General features: G+C 46.1%; 12 protein-coding genes and 2 pseudogenes. 10 read left to right on the plus strand and 4 right to left on the minus strand.

Annotated elements, in window-relative coordinates; genetic code table 11:
• Positions 1 to 149: 149 nt before the first annotated feature.
• Positions 150 to 344 (plus strand): hypothetical protein, encoded by a 195-nt coding sequence (locus ONZ52_RS07600; protein ID WP_321160280.1) that lies wholly within the window; start codon positions 150 to 152, stop codon positions 342 to 344.
• Positions 345 to 487: 143 nt separating this feature from the next.
• Here the strand turns inward: ONZ52_RS07600 and ONZ52_RS07605 are convergent, their stop codons facing one another.
• From ONZ52_RS07605 to ONZ52_RS07615, 3 genes are read right to left on the minus strand one after another with little or no spacing between them, the layout of a single operon-like run.
• Positions 488 to 1,531 (minus strand): ABC transporter permease, encoded by a 1,044-nt coding sequence (locus ONZ52_RS07605; RefSeq protein WP_265218058.1) that lies wholly within the window; start codon positions 1,529 to 1,531, stop codon positions 488 to 490.
• 29 nt (positions 1,532 to 1,560) lie between these two features.
• Positions 1,561 to 3,114, minus strand: a complete 1,554-nt coding sequence (locus ONZ52_RS07610) for a sugar ABC transporter ATP-binding protein (RefSeq protein WP_265218059.1) — start codon at positions 3,112 to 3,114, stop codon at positions 1,561 to 1,563.
• A 53-nt stretch (positions 3,115 to 3,167) separates the two neighbouring features.
• The gene (locus ONZ52_RS07615) at positions 3,168 to 4,091 is read right to left on the minus strand and encodes a sugar ABC transporter substrate-binding protein (protein ID WP_265218060.1); all 924 of its coding nucleotides are present in this window, start codon (positions 4,089 to 4,091) and stop codon (positions 3,168 to 3,170) included.
• 326 nt (positions 4,092 to 4,417) lie between these two features.
• On the opposite strand from ONZ52_RS07615, the gene ONZ52_RS07620 reads away from it, so the two are divergent.
• The 7 genes and pseudogenes from ONZ52_RS07620 to ONZ52_RS25590 all read left to right on the plus strand — a co-directional run bounded on the left by ONZ52_RS07620 (position 4,418) and on the right by ONZ52_RS25590 (position 13,323).
• Entirely contained in the window at positions 4,418 to 4,714 is a 297-nt protein-coding gene (locus tag ONZ52_RS07620; RefSeq protein WP_265218061.1) for a hypothetical protein, read from the plus strand.
• Between the two features lie 330 nt (positions 4,715 to 5,044).
• Positions 5,045 to 6,994 carry a bifunctional 5-dehydro-2-deoxygluconokinase/5-dehydro-2-deoxyphosphogluconate aldolase gene (locus tag ONZ52_RS07625; protein WP_265218062.1) on the plus strand — a complete coding sequence of 650 codons (1,950 nt, stop codon included), beginning with the start codon at positions 5,045 to 5,047 and terminating at the stop codon, positions 6,992 to 6,994.
• 11 nt (positions 6,995 to 7,005) lie between these two features.
• Positions 7,006 to 8,855, plus strand: a pseudogene (gene iolD / locus ONZ52_RS07630) (3D-(3,5/4)-trihydroxycyclohexane-1,2-dione acylhydrolase (decyclizing)).
• A 42-nt stretch (positions 8,856 to 8,897) separates the two neighbouring features.
• A complete protein-coding gene (gene iolE / locus ONZ52_RS07635) occupies positions 8,898 to 9,797 on the plus strand; it encodes a myo-inosose-2 dehydratase (RefSeq protein WP_265218063.1) in 900 nt (299 codons plus the stop codon).
• A gap of 83 nt (positions 9,798 to 9,880) precedes the next feature.
• The gene (locus ONZ52_RS07640) at positions 9,881 to 11,383 is read left to right on the plus strand and encodes a CoA-acylating methylmalonate-semialdehyde dehydrogenase (RefSeq protein ID WP_265218064.1); all 1,503 of its coding nucleotides are present in this window, start codon (positions 9,881 to 9,883) and stop codon (positions 11,381 to 11,383) included.
• A gap of 210 nt (positions 11,384 to 11,593) precedes the next feature.
• Positions 11,594 to 12,412, plus strand: a complete 819-nt coding sequence (locus tag ONZ52_RS25585) for a 1-acyl-sn-glycerol-3-phosphate acyltransferase (RefSeq protein ID WP_487349000.1) — start codon at positions 11,594 to 11,596, stop codon at positions 12,410 to 12,412.
• A complete protein-coding gene (locus ONZ52_RS25590) occupies positions 12,376 to 13,323 on the plus strand; it encodes a GNAT family N-acetyltransferase (protein ID WP_487349001.1) in 948 nt (315 codons plus the stop codon). The genes ONZ52_RS25585 and ONZ52_RS25590 overlap by 37 nt, the downstream gene beginning before the upstream one ends.
• A gap of 14 nt (positions 13,324 to 13,337) precedes the next feature.
• Here the strand turns inward: ONZ52_RS25590 and ONZ52_RS07650 are convergent, their stop codons facing one another.
• Positions 13,338 to 13,490, minus strand: a complete 153-nt coding sequence (locus ONZ52_RS07650) for a hypothetical protein (protein ID WP_157959187.1) — start codon at positions 13,488 to 13,490, stop codon at positions 13,338 to 13,340.
• Between the two features lie 328 nt (positions 13,491 to 13,818).
• Between ONZ52_RS07650 and ONZ52_RS07655 the strand changes: the two genes are divergently transcribed.
• Both ONZ52_RS07655 and betB read left to right on the plus strand, forming a co-directional pair.
• Entirely contained in the window at positions 13,819 to 14,124 is a 306-nt protein-coding gene (locus ONZ52_RS07655) for an isoamylase early set domain-containing protein (protein ID WP_265218065.1), read from the plus strand.
• A 295-nt stretch (positions 14,125 to 14,419) separates the two neighbouring features.
• Positions 14,420 to 15,878 (plus strand): annotated as a pseudogene (gene betB, locus ONZ52_RS07660) (betaine-aldehyde dehydrogenase).
• Positions 15,879 to 15,885: the final 7 nt, after the last annotated feature.

A 15,885-nucleotide genomic window follows, 5' to 3' on the forward strand; every position in this document is an offset into this window, starting at 1 on the left:
TAATGAAACAAATGGGCTTATCAAGAGAGAAGTAATTATTGCAATTTTAGAATAAAAATTCTAACTTAGTGGTTACTAACGTGTCTAGTATCAAACCTCTAGATACCGTCTCTTAGTCAAGAAAATCATATAAAAATAGGACTTTCATTTTGAACGAAGCTGATCGTAAATTTTTTCGCCCTAAATGGCGTCGTGTCACCGCTACCGTTTTCTGTTTTGGCTGGACATTGGTGGAATGGTTATCCGGAGAACCGTTCTGGGGCATGATTGCAGCGGGCATTACTTTTTACTGTTTATGGAATTTCTTTTATAAATTTGACGAAAGCCAAGAAACATCTGAATAAAACCACCACCGTTGATAGAGCAAGGTAAACACTAACACGCAAAATCGATTAAACATAACGCAACAACAGGGATAAAAAAGCAGCTTAGTCAACGCTAAGCTGCAATGGGAGTACCGATTGATTTGACAAGACAACGCTCTACGCTAGGTGGTTTTCTTGCGTTTGTTCTGACGTTGTTGATCAATAATCACCGCAACAACAATGATGGCGCCTTTGATTATGTCTTGATAGTAGGCATCAATGCGTAAAAACGTAAAACCGGAAAGCATAACACCTAAAATCAAAGCGCCAATCACTGTCCCCGCAATACGGCCTCGCCCACCAGATAAAGACACACCACCAATGACCGCAGCGGCAATAGCGTCCAATTCGTACATCAACCCCATACCTGCCTGCGCTGTTTTAATACGTGCGATGGCCACCATGGCTGCCAACCCAACCAACAAACCTGCAATGGTATAAACCTTAATTAAGTGACGATCTATATTGATACCCGATACTCGCGCAGCTTGAGGGTTTGCACCTATTGCGTAGGTGAATTTACCAAAGCGGGTATAGCGCATGACCACATGAAAAATGATGGCCACTATAATAAAGATAACAACGGGCATCCAACGATCTAAGGCATTCCCTAACATGGCAAATTCATTGGTAAAACCAGACACAGGACTGCCATCAGTATACCAACGAGCCACACCTCGCGCGGATACCATCATACCTAATGTGGCAATAAATGGTGGTATACGTGTTTTGGTGATGAGCCAGCCATTCACAAAGCCAGCCAATGCCCCAACCGTTAAACCCACCATCAAGGGCACAAAAAAGGGCAAATCCGTTAACGCTGGAGAAATAACCTTAGGCCAACTACTGGATTGAGCAAACGTCGCAGCAATCATGGCCGACATCGCCACCACAGACCCAGAAGACAAATCTATCCCTCCGGTGATGATGACCATGGTGACCCCTATGGCAATAATACCAATAACAGAAACCTGTAATATGATGATTTGCAACCGACTCATATTCATTAAAAAGCTCTGACCGACAAAAATCCAGCCGAGTATTTCAAACATAACGGAGATGCCAATCAAAACTAATAAAATGCTGACTTCCGCAGGAATACGTTTTTTCTTCTGGGTATCTGGGTTGTCATTTACTTCTTTCATGGTGTTGTCTAACGTCGTCATAAGAACCTCTTATTTTTCTAATTCTTGTACTATTGAGCGGCTAAATTCATTACTGATACTTGATCGGCTTCTGAACGATCTAAAATGCCCGTCACACGTCCTTCGTGCATAACAAGCACCCGATCACTCATCCCTAGCACTTCAGGCAATTCGGAAGAAATCATGATGACCGCGACCCCTTTATGGGCCAGCTTTGTAACCAATGAATGGATTTCAGCTTTTGCCCCAACATCGATACCTCGTGTGGGTTCATCTAAGATCAAAATACGTGGGTGAGTCAGTAGCCAACGAGCAATCAACACTTTTTGTTGGTTACCACCAGAAAGGTTCTCGATGGCTTCTTCCATGTTTGGGGTTTTTACACGTAGCTTTCGGCACAAGGCTTCAGATTCTTCATTCAGTCTTTTTTGATCGACAAAACCGCCGCCACCGACAAAATGCTCATGCAAAACAGCAGACTGAATGTTTTCTTGAATATCCAACGATAGGAAACAACCGGTTTCTTTTCGGTCTTCTGTTAAAAACGCCATACCCTTCATAATGGCGTCATTAGGATTTTTGATATGGACTTCTTCACCCTCAATACATACGGTACCTGAGTCTGCGGGAGTGACACCAAAAATGGCCTCTGCGACATTGGATCTACCCGAACCGACAAGACCAGCAAAGCCTAATATTTCACCCGCTCTCACATCAAATGACACATCGTGAAATACGCCATTTAGGGTTAGATTTTTGACCGACAGTAGGACATCGCCTAATGCAACGTCCTCTTTTGGAAACATCTGATCCACATTACGACCCACCATCATGCGGATGATTTCATCACGGGTAACGTCAGCAGAAGCATGCGTACCAATGTATTTTCCATCACGAAATACAGAAAATTCATCGGCTATTTCAAATAACTCACTCATTTTATGAGTGATATAAACGATACCAATACCCCGTTTGCGTAAGCCTCGAATAATCTCAAATAAATGCGCCACTTCGGTCTCAGTAATAGCAGACGTCGGCTCATCCATGATCAATACATCCGAGTTAAAAGACACGGCTTTGGCGATTTCAACCATCTGACGATTCGCCACCGATAAGGTGCTAATCTCGGCTTCTGGATCAAGCTTAATATTAAGACGTACGAACAATTCTTCCGTCATGCGAGCCATTTTGGCATGATCAATAAAACCAAAGGCGTTAGTTGGCTCTCGTCGAATCCAAATATTTTCCGCCACCGTCATTTGATTCATCAACAACAACTCTTGATGAATCATAGCAATGCCAGACTCTTGCGCTTTCAGAGGTGTTTCTAAGGTAACAGGCTCTCCTCTTAACCTCACTTCGCCACTATCTGGCTGATAAATGCCAGCAATCACCTTCATCAAGGTGGATTTTCCCGCACCATTTTCCCCCATTAACGCATGGACCGTACTCGGACGAATTTTCAAACACACGTCATCCAATGCCAATACACCAGGAAACCCCTTGGACACATTAACAACTTCTAATACGTATTCACACGAGTGGTCTTTGGGAGGAGTTGCGCCATTCACAGACACGGTTTCCTCAACTGCTGCGCTATTCATAACGCAATCCCTCCTATTTTTATTTTAATTAAAAGCGTTTTTAGTTAAGAAACTTAAAGGTAATCGTTTAGATTTTCAGGTGTCACCAATTCAAACGGCACCCATACTTTACGATCCACACTTTGGCCATTAATGAGCTTAACGGCTGCGTCTACAGCACCACGACCTTGCCCATCAGCACTCTGGAAAACCGTTACATCCAACTCACCCGCTTTCATGGCAGCCAAGCCGTCAGTAGTGGCATCAATACCCGCAATCACAACCTCATCCATTGAACGGCCAGCGGCTTTTAATGCCTGAATCGCACCGATCGCCATTTCGTCGTTGTTTGAAATAACCGCATCAAACTGGATACCAGCAGCAATCCAGTTGGTCATCAAATCGCTGCCTTTGGTACGTGACCATTCTGCTGTTTGTTGCTGAACCACTTTTAGGCCTGAGCACTCTGGCGTGGCAATAACATCATGAATATCTTGTGTGCGCTGTAACGCCGCTTGGTTGGTTAACTCACCCATCATGACCACAATGTTGCCCTTGCCATTTAATAGGCGACACACTTCTTGAGTCTGCAACGTTCCCGAGACTTTCTCATCCGATGCCACAAACGCTTGATTATCTGGAAGCAAATCAACATTGATAGGTTGGCGATTAACATAAATGAGGGGAATACCAGCGGCTTGGGCATCATCGGAAATGGATAAGGTTGCATCGGTATCAACAGGGTTAATAATGATGGCATCCACACCAGAAGCGATAAAATTCTGAACTTGATTTAATTGATTACCAACGCCATTTTTGGCGTCTTCTATTTGAACATCAACCCCCTGCTCCTTGGCAGCTGATTGAATACCGTTGCGCAAAGTCGTCAAAAAGTTATCGTCAAACAAGGCCATTGAGACGCCAATCTTAAGATCCGCAGCAGAAACAGACGTTGCGATAACTGAAGACGCGATGGCAGTAAGAAGTAGTTTTTTCATTATGCGATTTCCTCGAAAGTAAGCGCTGACACGCTCTAATTGTTTTTATTTTTTCCGGTAAAACGCGTCTAGAGATCAAACCCAGACGCACTCTACAAAGTGCCTCTAGATCTCTAAACATTCGACTGGTTTATATCACTGAGATGCAACCCATTCGAATATGTATATTCCACAAAAAATCAATATAGAATATATATTCCAATTTGATGGATATTGCCACCGTTGTCAAGCCCAAAATGTAATTTAATGGCAGAGTAAAACCACCAGCCGTTTGCCTTCCTCTGTCACACCTTTCAACACACTCAAAAATCATGGGTAGGCCAACAGTGCACGACACTTTCCATCATAAAGGCGCTGGCGAAGAGGAATTCTTTCCCGAGCGCACGGGGCTCATTCATATCTCTGGCCTAGAAGACGACATAACCTTCAACGACATGCTAGACGGAGACCGAGTGCTAGTCGGTCCCAAAGATCGTTTAGACAATATTGAGCAGCTCCGCACTTTACTGGCAGCAGGTTATTTAGGCCGGTGTCATTCGAACCTTTCTCTAAAAAAGTGTGGGACCTTCCAAATCCAAAACAAGCGGTTCAAGACAGCATTGATTTTGTTAACCAATCATTAGCTCAATAGGCGAACTGATTAATGATTCATATCCCACACAGCGAACCCAGGCGAGCAGATACACTCTGCAGCCCTCACACAGGCTGTTTTATTTCCTCCATTGGCAGAATTATTATGTAAATCTCATTAAAAAATATAACGCATTGTTTTATAAAGATTTTAAATTGAAAAACACATTATGGAAAAATTCATTCCAACATATTGAAAATATAGAATATATATTCTATTATCTTCGAAGGTAGATTACACAATAAAAAAAACAGCCACTTCATTTTCGACAAAGTACTATTCACCTTGTTGTCATTTCGGCTGATACGGGAGATGAAGAACCATGCTCAAAGATAAAACGTTAGATCTGATTTGTCTTGGACGCGCTGCGGTCGATATGTATTCAGAGCAAATAGGCAGTCGTTTAGAAGATGTCAGCAGTTTTGCAAAATATCTCGGCGGCTCTTCTGGCAACATGGCTTTTGGGACAGCTCGTCTTGGTTTAAAAAGCGCCATGTTGACACGTGTTGGTAATGAACACATGGGCCGCTTTGTTAAAGAAGAGTTAGCCCGTGCAGGTGTCGACACCAGTCACGTTATTACGGATCCCGAACGTTTGACGGCCTTGGTCGTATTAGGCATCAAAGACCAAGACACCTTCCCATTAATTTTCTACCGTAACGACTGTGCCGATATGGCCGTCAGTAAAGACGACTTTGATGCGGACTTTATTGGTTCAGCCAAAGCCCTTGTTATTACAGGCACTCACTTCTCCACTGAAAACACTTACGAAACCAGCAAACAAGCCATTGCCTACGCTAAGCAAGCGGGCACGAAATGCGCCCTAGATATCGACTACCGCCCTGTTCTTTGGGGACTAACCAACCCAGGCGATGGTGAAACCCGCTTTATTTCCAATGAAAGAGTCTCAGCACACTTACAAAGTATTCTGGCGGATTTTGATCTGATTGTGGGCACAGAAGAAGAAATACATATTGCAGGTGGCAGCACAGATACCATCACGGCACTGAAAAAAATCCGTGAACTAAGCACGGCCACCATAGTGCTGAAACTTGGCTCTCAAGGTTGTACGGTACTGGAAGGAGCGATCCCTGACTCTATGAACGCCTTTGAGCGACATATTGGCGTTCGCGTTGAGGTACTCAATGTGCTTGGCGCCGGTGATGCCTTTATGAGTGGCTTCTTACGGGGCTGGATACGCGGCGAATCCGCAGAACAGTCTTGTGCCTACGCCAATGCATGTGGCGCTTTGGTTGTTTCGCGTCATGGTTGTGCTCCGGCTATTCCAAGCGCGGAAGAACTGGATAATTATATTGCTCGTGCGGCACACATTAAACGCCCAGACTTGGATCGTGAACTGAATCATTTACATCGAGTCACCACAGAAAGACTGCCTTATGACTGGCAAGACCTGTGTATTTTTGCCTTCGACCATCGCAAACAACTCTTTGATATGGCCCGTGAAGAAGGGGCCGATCCAGCCCGAATTAAAACGCTGAAACGTCTATTAGTCGATGCCTTAGATGTAGGTTCCCGCCAACTAGGTGGTAGCCAGTACGGTGTCCTCATTGATGATACCTATGGACAAGATGCACTCAATGCGGTGACGGGGCGCGGCCTTTGGATTGGTCGTCCAGTGGAACTTCCAAGCTCTCGCCCTATCGAGTTAGAAGGCGGGCGTAGCATCGGTTCTCGCCTAAAAAGCTGGCCAAAAGAGCACATCGTAAAATGCCTCGTTTTCTACCATTCACAAGATGAAATAGAGCTGCGTGTTGCCCAAGAGCGCCAAGTGGTTGAGCTCTACCATGCTTGCTGCACTTCCGGCCATGAACTGTTGTTGGAAATCATTCCACCACGAGACAAAGCCTTTGATGACAGCCTTTTCACGAACGCCATGAAACGTTTCTACCACCTAGATGTGCGCCCAGACTGGTGGAAGCTGCCACCTCAATCGAAAGCAAACTGGCAAGCCATTACCGACATAATTCAGCACCATGATAAACACTGCCGTGGTGTGGTGATGCTAGGTTTAGACGCGCCAATGAACGAACTCAAAGAAGGCTTTGTTAATAGCGCAGGTTTTGATATTTGCAAAGGCTTCGCGGTGGGGCGTTCTATTTTTAGCGAACCAAGCCGTGAATGGTTAGCAAATCGCTATAGCGATCAACAGTTTATCGACGCCATTGTGTCAAACTATTTGGAGCTCGTCTCTTATTGGAAAGAACGCCACACCGCTCAGTCCCAGCAGCAGCCACAACAGAAACAGGCTTAAAGGAAATTCACATGACAACAATAACACTTACCATGGCCCAAGCCGTCGTCCGCTTTATGATGGCGCAAAAAATAGAAACAGATAATGGTATTCAACCCATGTTTGCGGGTGTATGGGGGATTTTCGGTCACGGTAATGTTGCCGGTCTTGGCGAAGCGCTTTACCAAGTAAAAGATCAACTGCCGACTTATCGCGCACACAATGAACAAGGCATGGCACATGCCGCTATTGCCTACGCTAAAACCAAAAACCGTCAACAAATGATGGCTTGTACTGCGTCGGCGGCACGAGTGCGGTGAACATGGTGACGGCAGCAGCTGTGGCGCATGTGAATCGTATTCCTGTCTTGTTTCTTCCGGGCGACACCTTTGCCACTCGTATGCCAGATCCAGTACTCCAACAAGTCGAAAGCTTCCAAGACATGACCATCACGTCGAATGATTGTTTTCGCCCAGTCAGTCGCTTTTTTGATCGTATTACTCGTCCGGAGCAACTGTTAACCTCGTTGCCGCAAGCCATGCGCGTGCTAACGGATCCGATTGAATGCGGCCCTGCGACATTAGCGTTACCGCAAGACGTGCAAACCATGGCATTCGACTATCCTATTAGTTTCTTCGACGAAAAAGTCCATCGCCTACGTCGCCAAACACCGGATTTTTATGAGCTAAACGACGCGCTTAAACTGATTCGACAGGCCAAAAAACCGGTCGTCATCGCAGGAGGCGGCCTTCATTATTCTGGTGCGCTCAAAGAGTTCGATGCCTTTGTTAGCCAATTCCAACTGCCTGTAGGTGAAACACAAGCCGGCAAAGGCGCTCTGCCTTGGGACCACAAACACAATATGGGAAGTATCGGTGTCACAGGCGCGGCCTCAACCAATAACCTATGTGCTGATGCGGACTTGATTATTGCCGTTGGTACTCGCCTTGGTGACTTCACCTCGGGGTCCCGTTCTCTTATCCATCCAGATGCCAAAATCGTCAGCCTAAACGTAGCGTCTTTTGATGCCATCAAACATAAGAGCCAAGCGCTAGTAGGAGACGCAAAAGCCACCCTGCCACTGTTAAGTAAGGCCCTCCAAGGCTGGCAGCTAGAGTCTTCTTGGGTTGATAGAGCCGAAAACGAGCGCGTTAACTGGCAACATATTGTCGATCAAGCGACCACGGATCAAGGCACAAATTTACCCAGTGATGCCGAAGTTATTGGGGCCGTCAATCGCGCGGCTGGCGAAGAAGACATGGTGGTATGCGCGGCTGGCGGTTTACCAGGTGAATTACAAAAGTTATGGCGGACGCGTTACCACCGCGGCTACCACATGGAATACGGCTATTCCTGCATGGGCTATGAATTGGCCGGTGGCTTAGGCGCCAAAATGGCAAGCCCTGAATCCGAAGTGTTCGTCATGGTGGGCGACGGTTCTTACCTAATGCTCAACTCTGAAATCGCCACCTCAGTGATGCTAGGTCAAAAAATCATCGCTGTTGTGCTAGACAACCGAGGTTTTGGCTGTATTAACCGCTTACAACAAGCCGGTGGCGGTGCAGGCTTTAACAACCTTTTAGACGATTGTTTTAGTGTGCCTGAAGGCGCGCCTAAAACCGACTTTGCGGCTCATGCCAGGGCACTTGGCGCTAACGCTGAAAAAGTCGCCAACATCGCGGAATTAGAGCAAGCCCTTGTACGCGCTAAGAGCTCCCCTATCAGTTATGTCATCACCTTAGATACCGATCCGCTGAAAACGACAGCAGAAGGCGGACATTGGTGGGATGTCGCATTAGCTGAAGTCTCAGAGCGCAAACAAGTCAGCGACGCTCGCAAGGAATACGAACAACGTAAAGCAGCTCAATTTAAACACTTGTAATACTGAACATCATTTCGCATTTACTGATCGGAGAATAATAATATGAGCGTCAGAATCGGCATTAACCCATTAACTTGGACAAACGACGACCTACCCACACTGGGCGCAGAAACTTCCCTTGAAACTTGTTTAACAGAAGGCAAACAAGCGGGATTTAGTGGCTTTGAGTTAGGTCAAAAGTTCCCTCGCACACCAGAAGTACTTGGCCCTATTCTAAAAGCACATGGTTTGGACTTGGTTTCAGGCTGGTTCAGCGGCGAATTATTAACGCGCAGTGTCGAAGAAGAAATTGAGGCCATTAAGCCGCATCTTCATTTATTGAAATCCCTTGGCGCAAAAGCCATGGTGTACTGCGAAGTCACAGGCTGTATCCATGGTCAAATCGAAACCCCATTGTCGCACCGCCCTATTATCAGCGAAGAAAAAATCGCTGAAATGAGTAAAAAACTCACTCAGGTCGCGGACTACTGCCTATCTGAAGGGGTACAAATTGCTTACCACCACCATATGGGAACCGTCATTGAAAGCCAACACGAAGTTGATTTATTGATGAAACACACAGGTCCTTCTGTTGGCTTACTTTTAGATACGGGCCACATGACATTTGCTGGTGGTAACCCATTAGAAGTTCAAGCAAAACACGCGGATCGCATTATTCACGTACATTGCAAAGATCTTCGCCCTGAGATCTTAAAGGACGCTAAGAACCGCGATATCAGCTTCTTGAATGCCATGTTAAATGGCGTATTTACTGTACCTGGCGACGGCTTTATCGATTACAGCAGCTTGTTCAAACAACTTAAAGCCAGCAACTATTCTGGCTGGTTAGTGGTAGAAGCAGAACAAGATCCAGCCGTTGCACACCCATTAACTTACGCCACAATGGGGGCAAACAACTTAAAAGCACTATGCGCTGAGTCTGGGATAGACATCGTCCAATAATCACCGGCTTTTATTCGTGTCGTTAACGCTAGAGCACCCACGTTAACGACAACAAAAAACACATGCAAACGTTAGGTACTCTCATGCAAACATTAGGTAACTACATTAACGGTCAGCACATGGCCAGCCAAAGCGGTCGCACGAGCCCAGTCTACAATCCAGCAACGGGGGCACAAAGTCTTAACGTTGCGCTGTCTAGCGCCGATGAAACTCGCACCGCGATTGCCTCAGCACAAGAAGCGTTTAACACATGGAGCAAGGTCACTCCGCTTAACCGTGCTCGTGTCATGTTTAAATTTAAAGCCTTGCTGGAGGAGCACGCAGACGAAATCGCCGCGATGATCACCAACGAGCACGGCAAAGTATTCTCCGATGCCAAAGGTGAGTTAACGCGTGGTATCGAAGTCGTCGAATTTGCTTGCGGCATTCCACATCTACAAAAAGGCGAACACAGCCTAAACGTTGGTCGCGGCGTCGACAGCATGTCTTTGATGCAACCACTTGGCGTTTGCGCTGGCATTTCACCGTTTAACTTCCCTGCTATGGTACCAATGTGGATGTTCCCTGTTGCCATTGCCTGCGGCAACACCTTTGTCATGAAACCATCCGAGAAAGACCCATCCGTGCCATTACGCTTAGCCGAACTGCTCTCCGCAGCGGGTCTCCCAGATGGTGTATTCAATATCGTTAATGGCGACAAAGAAGCGGTAGATGTACTGCTAACGGATGAACGAGTTCAAGCAGTGAGCTTTGTTGGCTCAACGCCCATTGCTGAATACATTTACGCAACCGCTTCTGCCCATGGTAAACGCGTACAAGCATTGGGCGGCGCTAAAAACCATATGATCGTCATGCCAGATGCAGATCCAAGCCAAGTCGTTGGTTCCCTAATGGGAGCGGCCTACGGCTCAGCGGGTGAACGTTGTATGGCGATTTCTGTCGCGGTTTGTGTAGGCGACAGCGTGGCCGATAATTTGATCCACAGCTTAAGCACTGAAATTGATGTCATGCGAGTCGGCCCAGGTATCGGCTTACCTGAAGAAGCACACATGGGTCCCGTCATCTCCAAAGAGCATTGTGCAAAAATCAAAGACTACATCCGCATTGGTGTCGAAGAAGGCGCGACGTTGGTGCGCGATGGCCGCGATTTTGTCTACCCAGGCAATGAACATGGTTATTTCGTTGGACCCACCTTATTCGACAATGTCAAACAAGGTATGCGCATCTATAACGAAGAAATTTTCGGCCCTGTTTTATGCGTCGTTCGGGCCACCAGCTATCAAGAAGCCTTGGATATGATCAATGCCCACGAATACGGTAATGGCACGTCAATCTTTACCCGTGATGGCGATACCGCTCGTCAGTTCTGTGAAGACGTTCAAGTAGGCATGGTGGGCGTCAATGTGCCCATTCCTGTGCCCATGGCCTTCCATAGCTTTGGCGGCTGGAAACGTTCTTTGTTTGGCCCATTGCACATGCATGGACCCGATGGTGTGCGTTTCTATACTCGCATGAAAACCATCACGGCCCGCTGGCCAACGGGCCTTCGCGCTGGCGCAGAATTTTCTATGCCAACCATGAAGTAGCGAATTTACTCGAGCCTCAGTCGCCGATTGTTTATTGTTTAACTCTCTAGTCAGCGACTTTTGGCCCACCTTATTGGTGGGCTTTTTTTCACCTTCATGCTTGAAAACTTTTGGTCACATACTCGCCACACAAACGTCACGTCTTTGTCACATTGACACTCTACCCTGCTTACTATGACATCTGAAATCTTATTAGAGCGGAGTACGACTGTGATACAAGTTGAGCAAATGATTGCCAGTAAATCGCCTCAGTTTTTCGACAAAAGCCCTCTTATCACTCGCCCAACGTTAAGCCTGTTAAAACGCTTATTCCACGAAAATGAAGTCAATCAATTCCCGGAAAAAAACCACGGCTGTGTCGGCTTCGAATTTATTGACCGTGTACTGGATCACTTCAACTTTAGTTACCAAGTGAGCCAAGTTGATCGACGCAACATTCCTGCCAGTGGCCGCGTTATGATTATCGCCAACCACCCACTTGGTGCTTTGGATGGTCTTGCGTTACTTCGATTAATTGGTGAGATCCGTCCAGATGTAAAAATCGTCGCCAATGATTTATTGATGGGCTTTGACGGTTTAAAAAAACTGGTCTTACCGGTCGATAATCTAGGTGGCAAAACAGGGCGCCAGCAACTCAAAGCCATCATGAGCTGCTTACATAATGAAGAAGCCGTGATTATTTTCCCAGCCGGAGAAGTGTCGCGGATGTCACCAAGTGGTGTAAAAGACCAACAATGGAATCAGAACTATCTTAAATTGGCGCAGAAAACCAACAGCCCATTGTTGCCCGTTCACATCGGCGGACGTAACTCTATGTTGTTTTATACCAGTTCTATTTTGTATCGCCCATTGTCTACGCTGCAGCTTGCGAACGAAATGTTTCGTCAGCGAAATCGCAAAATACCCATGCAAGTAGGCCAAGCCATTCCGATTCAAGAATTGGCACAATTACCGTTAAGCGATAAAGAAAAAACAAACTGGTCAAACGCCATTTGTACCGTATTGCCAAAGGCAGAAAACCGCTGTTAAAAACAGAAAAAACCGTCGAGCACCCGCAAAACCGACAACTGATCAAACAAGAGTTAAAACTGGCAGAACACCTTGGCAGTACCAAGGACAACAAACAAATTTATCTGTTTGATTACGACCCTATGTCAGTGACGATGAAAGAAATTGGGCGCTTGCGCGAGATTGCCTTTCGTAAAGTCGGTGAAGGCACAGGAGAGCGTTCTGATCTGGATAAGTTTGATCAATACTATCGCCATTTAATTCTATGGGATGAAGAAGAACTGGAAATCGTTGGCGCTTATCGAATTGGTGAAGTGGCGCGTTACATGAAGTCAGACACTCCAAATCGCATCTACAGTGCCGAGTTATTTCAATACTCTTGCGATATGGAGCCTTACTTCGAACAAGGGATCGAATTAGGGCGCAGTTTTATTCAACCCAAATATTGGGGCAAACGCAGTCTGGATTATTTATGGTACGGCATCGGTGCCTATTTGGATAAACACCCTGAAATACGTTATATGTTTGGTCCAGTGAGTCTAAGCAACAGTTATCCGCAAGTGGCAAAAGATTTTATTGTCTCTTTTTACAAACTGTATTTTGCCGACAAAGAGCATTTAGCACGCTCTTTTACGCCTTACCAAATCAACGCCGAACATGCGGACATTATTTCCGATATTTTCAGCGGAGAGGACTATGAAGAAGATTTCAGGCTATTAAAAGAACAACTCAGCCACTTTGGTGCGAGTGTGCCAACCTTGTTCAAGCAGTACAGCGAATTATGTGAACCTGGTGGGGTTCGCTTCTTAGACTTTGGCGTCGATGCCGACTTTGGCTACTGTGTAGACGGTTTGGTCCTAGTAGACCTAAATACAGTCAAAGAAGCGAAAAATAAACGTTACCGAGGGCACAACAGCGGCACTCAGGCTTAATACCCTAGAATGTCCTAGCGTGAATCGTGGTGATGCCCTCGTGAATGAGAATGGTGACCATGGGAATGGTCATCCTCTTGTTCAGGGCGTTTAAAGACAACCAGATAAATAATCTTAATGACCAGCATCACACTTAACGCAATAAGAACGACCATTTGAATGTCCATCACAACACCTCGTTATTTTTGTTGGTGTCATTTAACTATAGGACATAAATCCGTTTATATTGTGAATTTTCGTTTCAATTGTGTATGAGTGCCGTAAGCCCCAGAATAGCGCAATGGGGAACAATTAAAGCTAGGAATATGCTTTAACCAGATAGCAGAAAACGCTCATTAAGAATTTTATTATTATAAATTAATTAGTTATAAAATGTGGCGTAAGCTTTGCTTGCTATTTGCACTAGAAGCTCGCTTCAAAAGCACATTTTGTTGCACTCAGGCTTTTGCAGTAGCCTTACCTTATTTTGTCTATCACTAGACCATGGAGCTGGAAATGATTGAGAAAACCTACTTAAAAACCAAACCCGAATGCAAAGTGAAATTTGCCCTACCAGCCGACAAGATTGGCGAGGCCAAAAGCGTTGCTGTTGTTGGTGATTTTAATAACTGGGACAGCGAAGCCAATCCAATGAAAAAACAGAAATCTGGTGTATTTGCATCGACAATCAGTTTGGAGATCGATACCTCGTACCAATTTCGTTATGTATTAGATGGTACCGAATGGCTCAACGATGACATGGCAGATGCCTATGTTCCAAGTCCAATAAGCCCTGATACGAATGGTGTTATTCGCCTGTAATCCCCTTCTTAGACCTTCGTAATACGATTAAAAAGCCCGTCTCGGCTCAACATTTGAGTCGAGACCAAATACGCGTTCACCGCGTATTTTGTTCATTCTGAGGCATCTCATGACCTCTCTTTCCTGTCGCTCTAAAACGCCATTTTTTTGCCCTAAAAACACTAATTCATGGTTTCAAGCTGCAATTTATAGTCAAAATATGTACAATTGTTTTTATTAAACGCGCGTTTAATAAAAATTCAAATACTTCAATGATCCTAAACAGAACATTGAAACAGACAAAAAGAGGCACAACATGGCACATCAGCAGCAATACATTCATGGCCGCTACCATGCATCCACCAGCGGAGAACACTTCGAGACAATCAACCCAGCCACAGGCGAAGTGATTGCAACAGTAGAGCACGCAGGACAAGCTGAACTCGATGCTGCTGTTGAATCTGCCAAACAAGGCCAAAAAGTCTGGGCAGCGATGAAGCCCTGTTGAACGCGGCCGCATTTTGAAAAAAGCCGCCGATCTATTGCGTGAGCGCAACGAAGAATTAGCACGCCTAGAAGTGCTCGACACAGGCAAACCTCTGCAAGAAGCCATTGTCGTCGACATCCAAACTGGTGCCGATGTTATCGAATATTACGCAGGCCTTACGGACAAAATCCAAGGCGATTACCAAGATCTTGGCAATGGTAATTTCTTCTATACTCGCCGTGAACCGCTTGGCATTTGCGCAGGCATTGGCGCGTGGAACTACCCTATTCAAATCGCCATGTGGAAATCAGGCCCTGCTTTGGCAGCAGGCAACGCGATGATCTTCAAACCATCTGAAGAAACACCACTCACGGCGCTTAAACTGGCAGAAATCTTCACCGAAGCAGGCTTGCCTGATGGCGTCTTCAACGTTATCCAAGGGGATGCACGCACAGGCCAAATGATCACCAACCACCCAGACATCGACAAAGTGTCTTTCACCGGTGAGGTTGGCACAGGCAAGAAAGTGATGGCCGCGTCTTCACAGTCTTTGAAACAAGTCACCATGGAGCTTGGCGGTAAATCGCCGATGATCATCTTCCCTGACATGCCAGTGGATCAAGCCGTTTCTGCCGCTATGCTGGCAAACTTCTACACCCAAGGCGAAGTATGCACCAACGGCACCCGTGTGTTTGTCCATGCCGACATGATGGATGCCTTCACCAAAGAACTCAAAGCACGCACCGAAGCCATGATCATTGGCGACCCAATGGACATGGCAACACAAGTTGGCGCACTCATTTCTAAAGATCACATGCAAAAAGTCTTAGGCTACATTCAAGCCGCTAAAGACGCTGGGGCGACCTTGTTATGTGGCGGTTACCAAGTCACGGAAAAGGGCTTAGACAAAGGCGCGTTTGTGGCTCCGACTGTCTTCACCGACTGCACTGATGATATGCCGCAAGTACGCGATGAAATTTTTGGCCCTGTGATGTCAGTACTGAGCTTCACCGACGAAGACGAAGTAATTGCCCGTGCCAATGATACCAAACTTGGCCTAGCCGCTGGCGTATTCACCAAAGACTTCGCTCGCGCTCACCGTGTAATCAATCAGTTGCAAGCAGGTATTTGCTGGATCAACTCTTGGGGTGCGTCTCCGGCAGAAATGCCTGTGGGCGGCTACAAAGAGTCTGGCATTGGTCGCGAAAATGGCATCGAGACCCTGTACCACTACACGCAAAACAAGAGCGTTTTTGTTGATCTAAACGACATCGAAAGCCCTTACTAAGCGGCTC

It is taken from the genome of Marinomonas rhodophyticola (assembly GCF_026113935.1).
In the GTDB taxonomy this organism is placed as follows: domain Bacteria; phylum Pseudomonadota; class Gammaproteobacteria; order Pseudomonadales; family Marinomonadaceae; genus Marinomonas; species Marinomonas rhodophyticola.

Excerpts from the sequence above, each read along its gene's own strand:
- ONZ52_RS07605 (WP_265218058.1), bottom strand. The coding sequence starts at position 1,531 with ATGACGACGTTAGACAACACCATGAAAGAAGTAAATGACAACCCAGAT.
- ONZ52_RS07610 (WP_265218059.1), bottom strand. The coding sequence starts at position 3,114 with ATGAATAGCGCAGCAGTTGAGGAAACCGTGTCTGTGAATGGCGCAACT.
- ONZ52_RS07615 (WP_265218060.1), bottom strand. The coding sequence starts at position 4,091 with ATGAAAAAACTACTTCTTACTGCCATCGCGTCTTCAGTTATCGCAACG.
- ONZ52_RS07625 (WP_265218062.1), top strand. The coding sequence starts at position 5,045 with ATGCTCAAAGATAAAACGTTAGATCTGATTTGTCTTGGACGCGCTGCG.
- iolE (WP_265218063.1), top strand. The coding sequence starts at position 8,898 with ATGAGCGTCAGAATCGGCATTAACCCATTAACTTGGACAAACGACGAC.
- ONZ52_RS07640 (WP_265218064.1), top strand. The coding sequence starts at position 9,881 with ATGCAAACATTAGGTAACTACATTAACGGTCAGCACATGGCCAGCCAA.
- ONZ52_RS07650 (WP_157959187.1), bottom strand. The coding sequence starts at position 13,490 with ATGGACATTCAAATGGTCGTTCTTATTGCGTTAAGTGTGATGCTGGTC.
- ONZ52_RS07655 (WP_265218065.1), top strand. The coding sequence starts at position 13,819 with ATGATTGAGAAAACCTACTTAAAAACCAAACCCGAATGCAAAGTGAAA.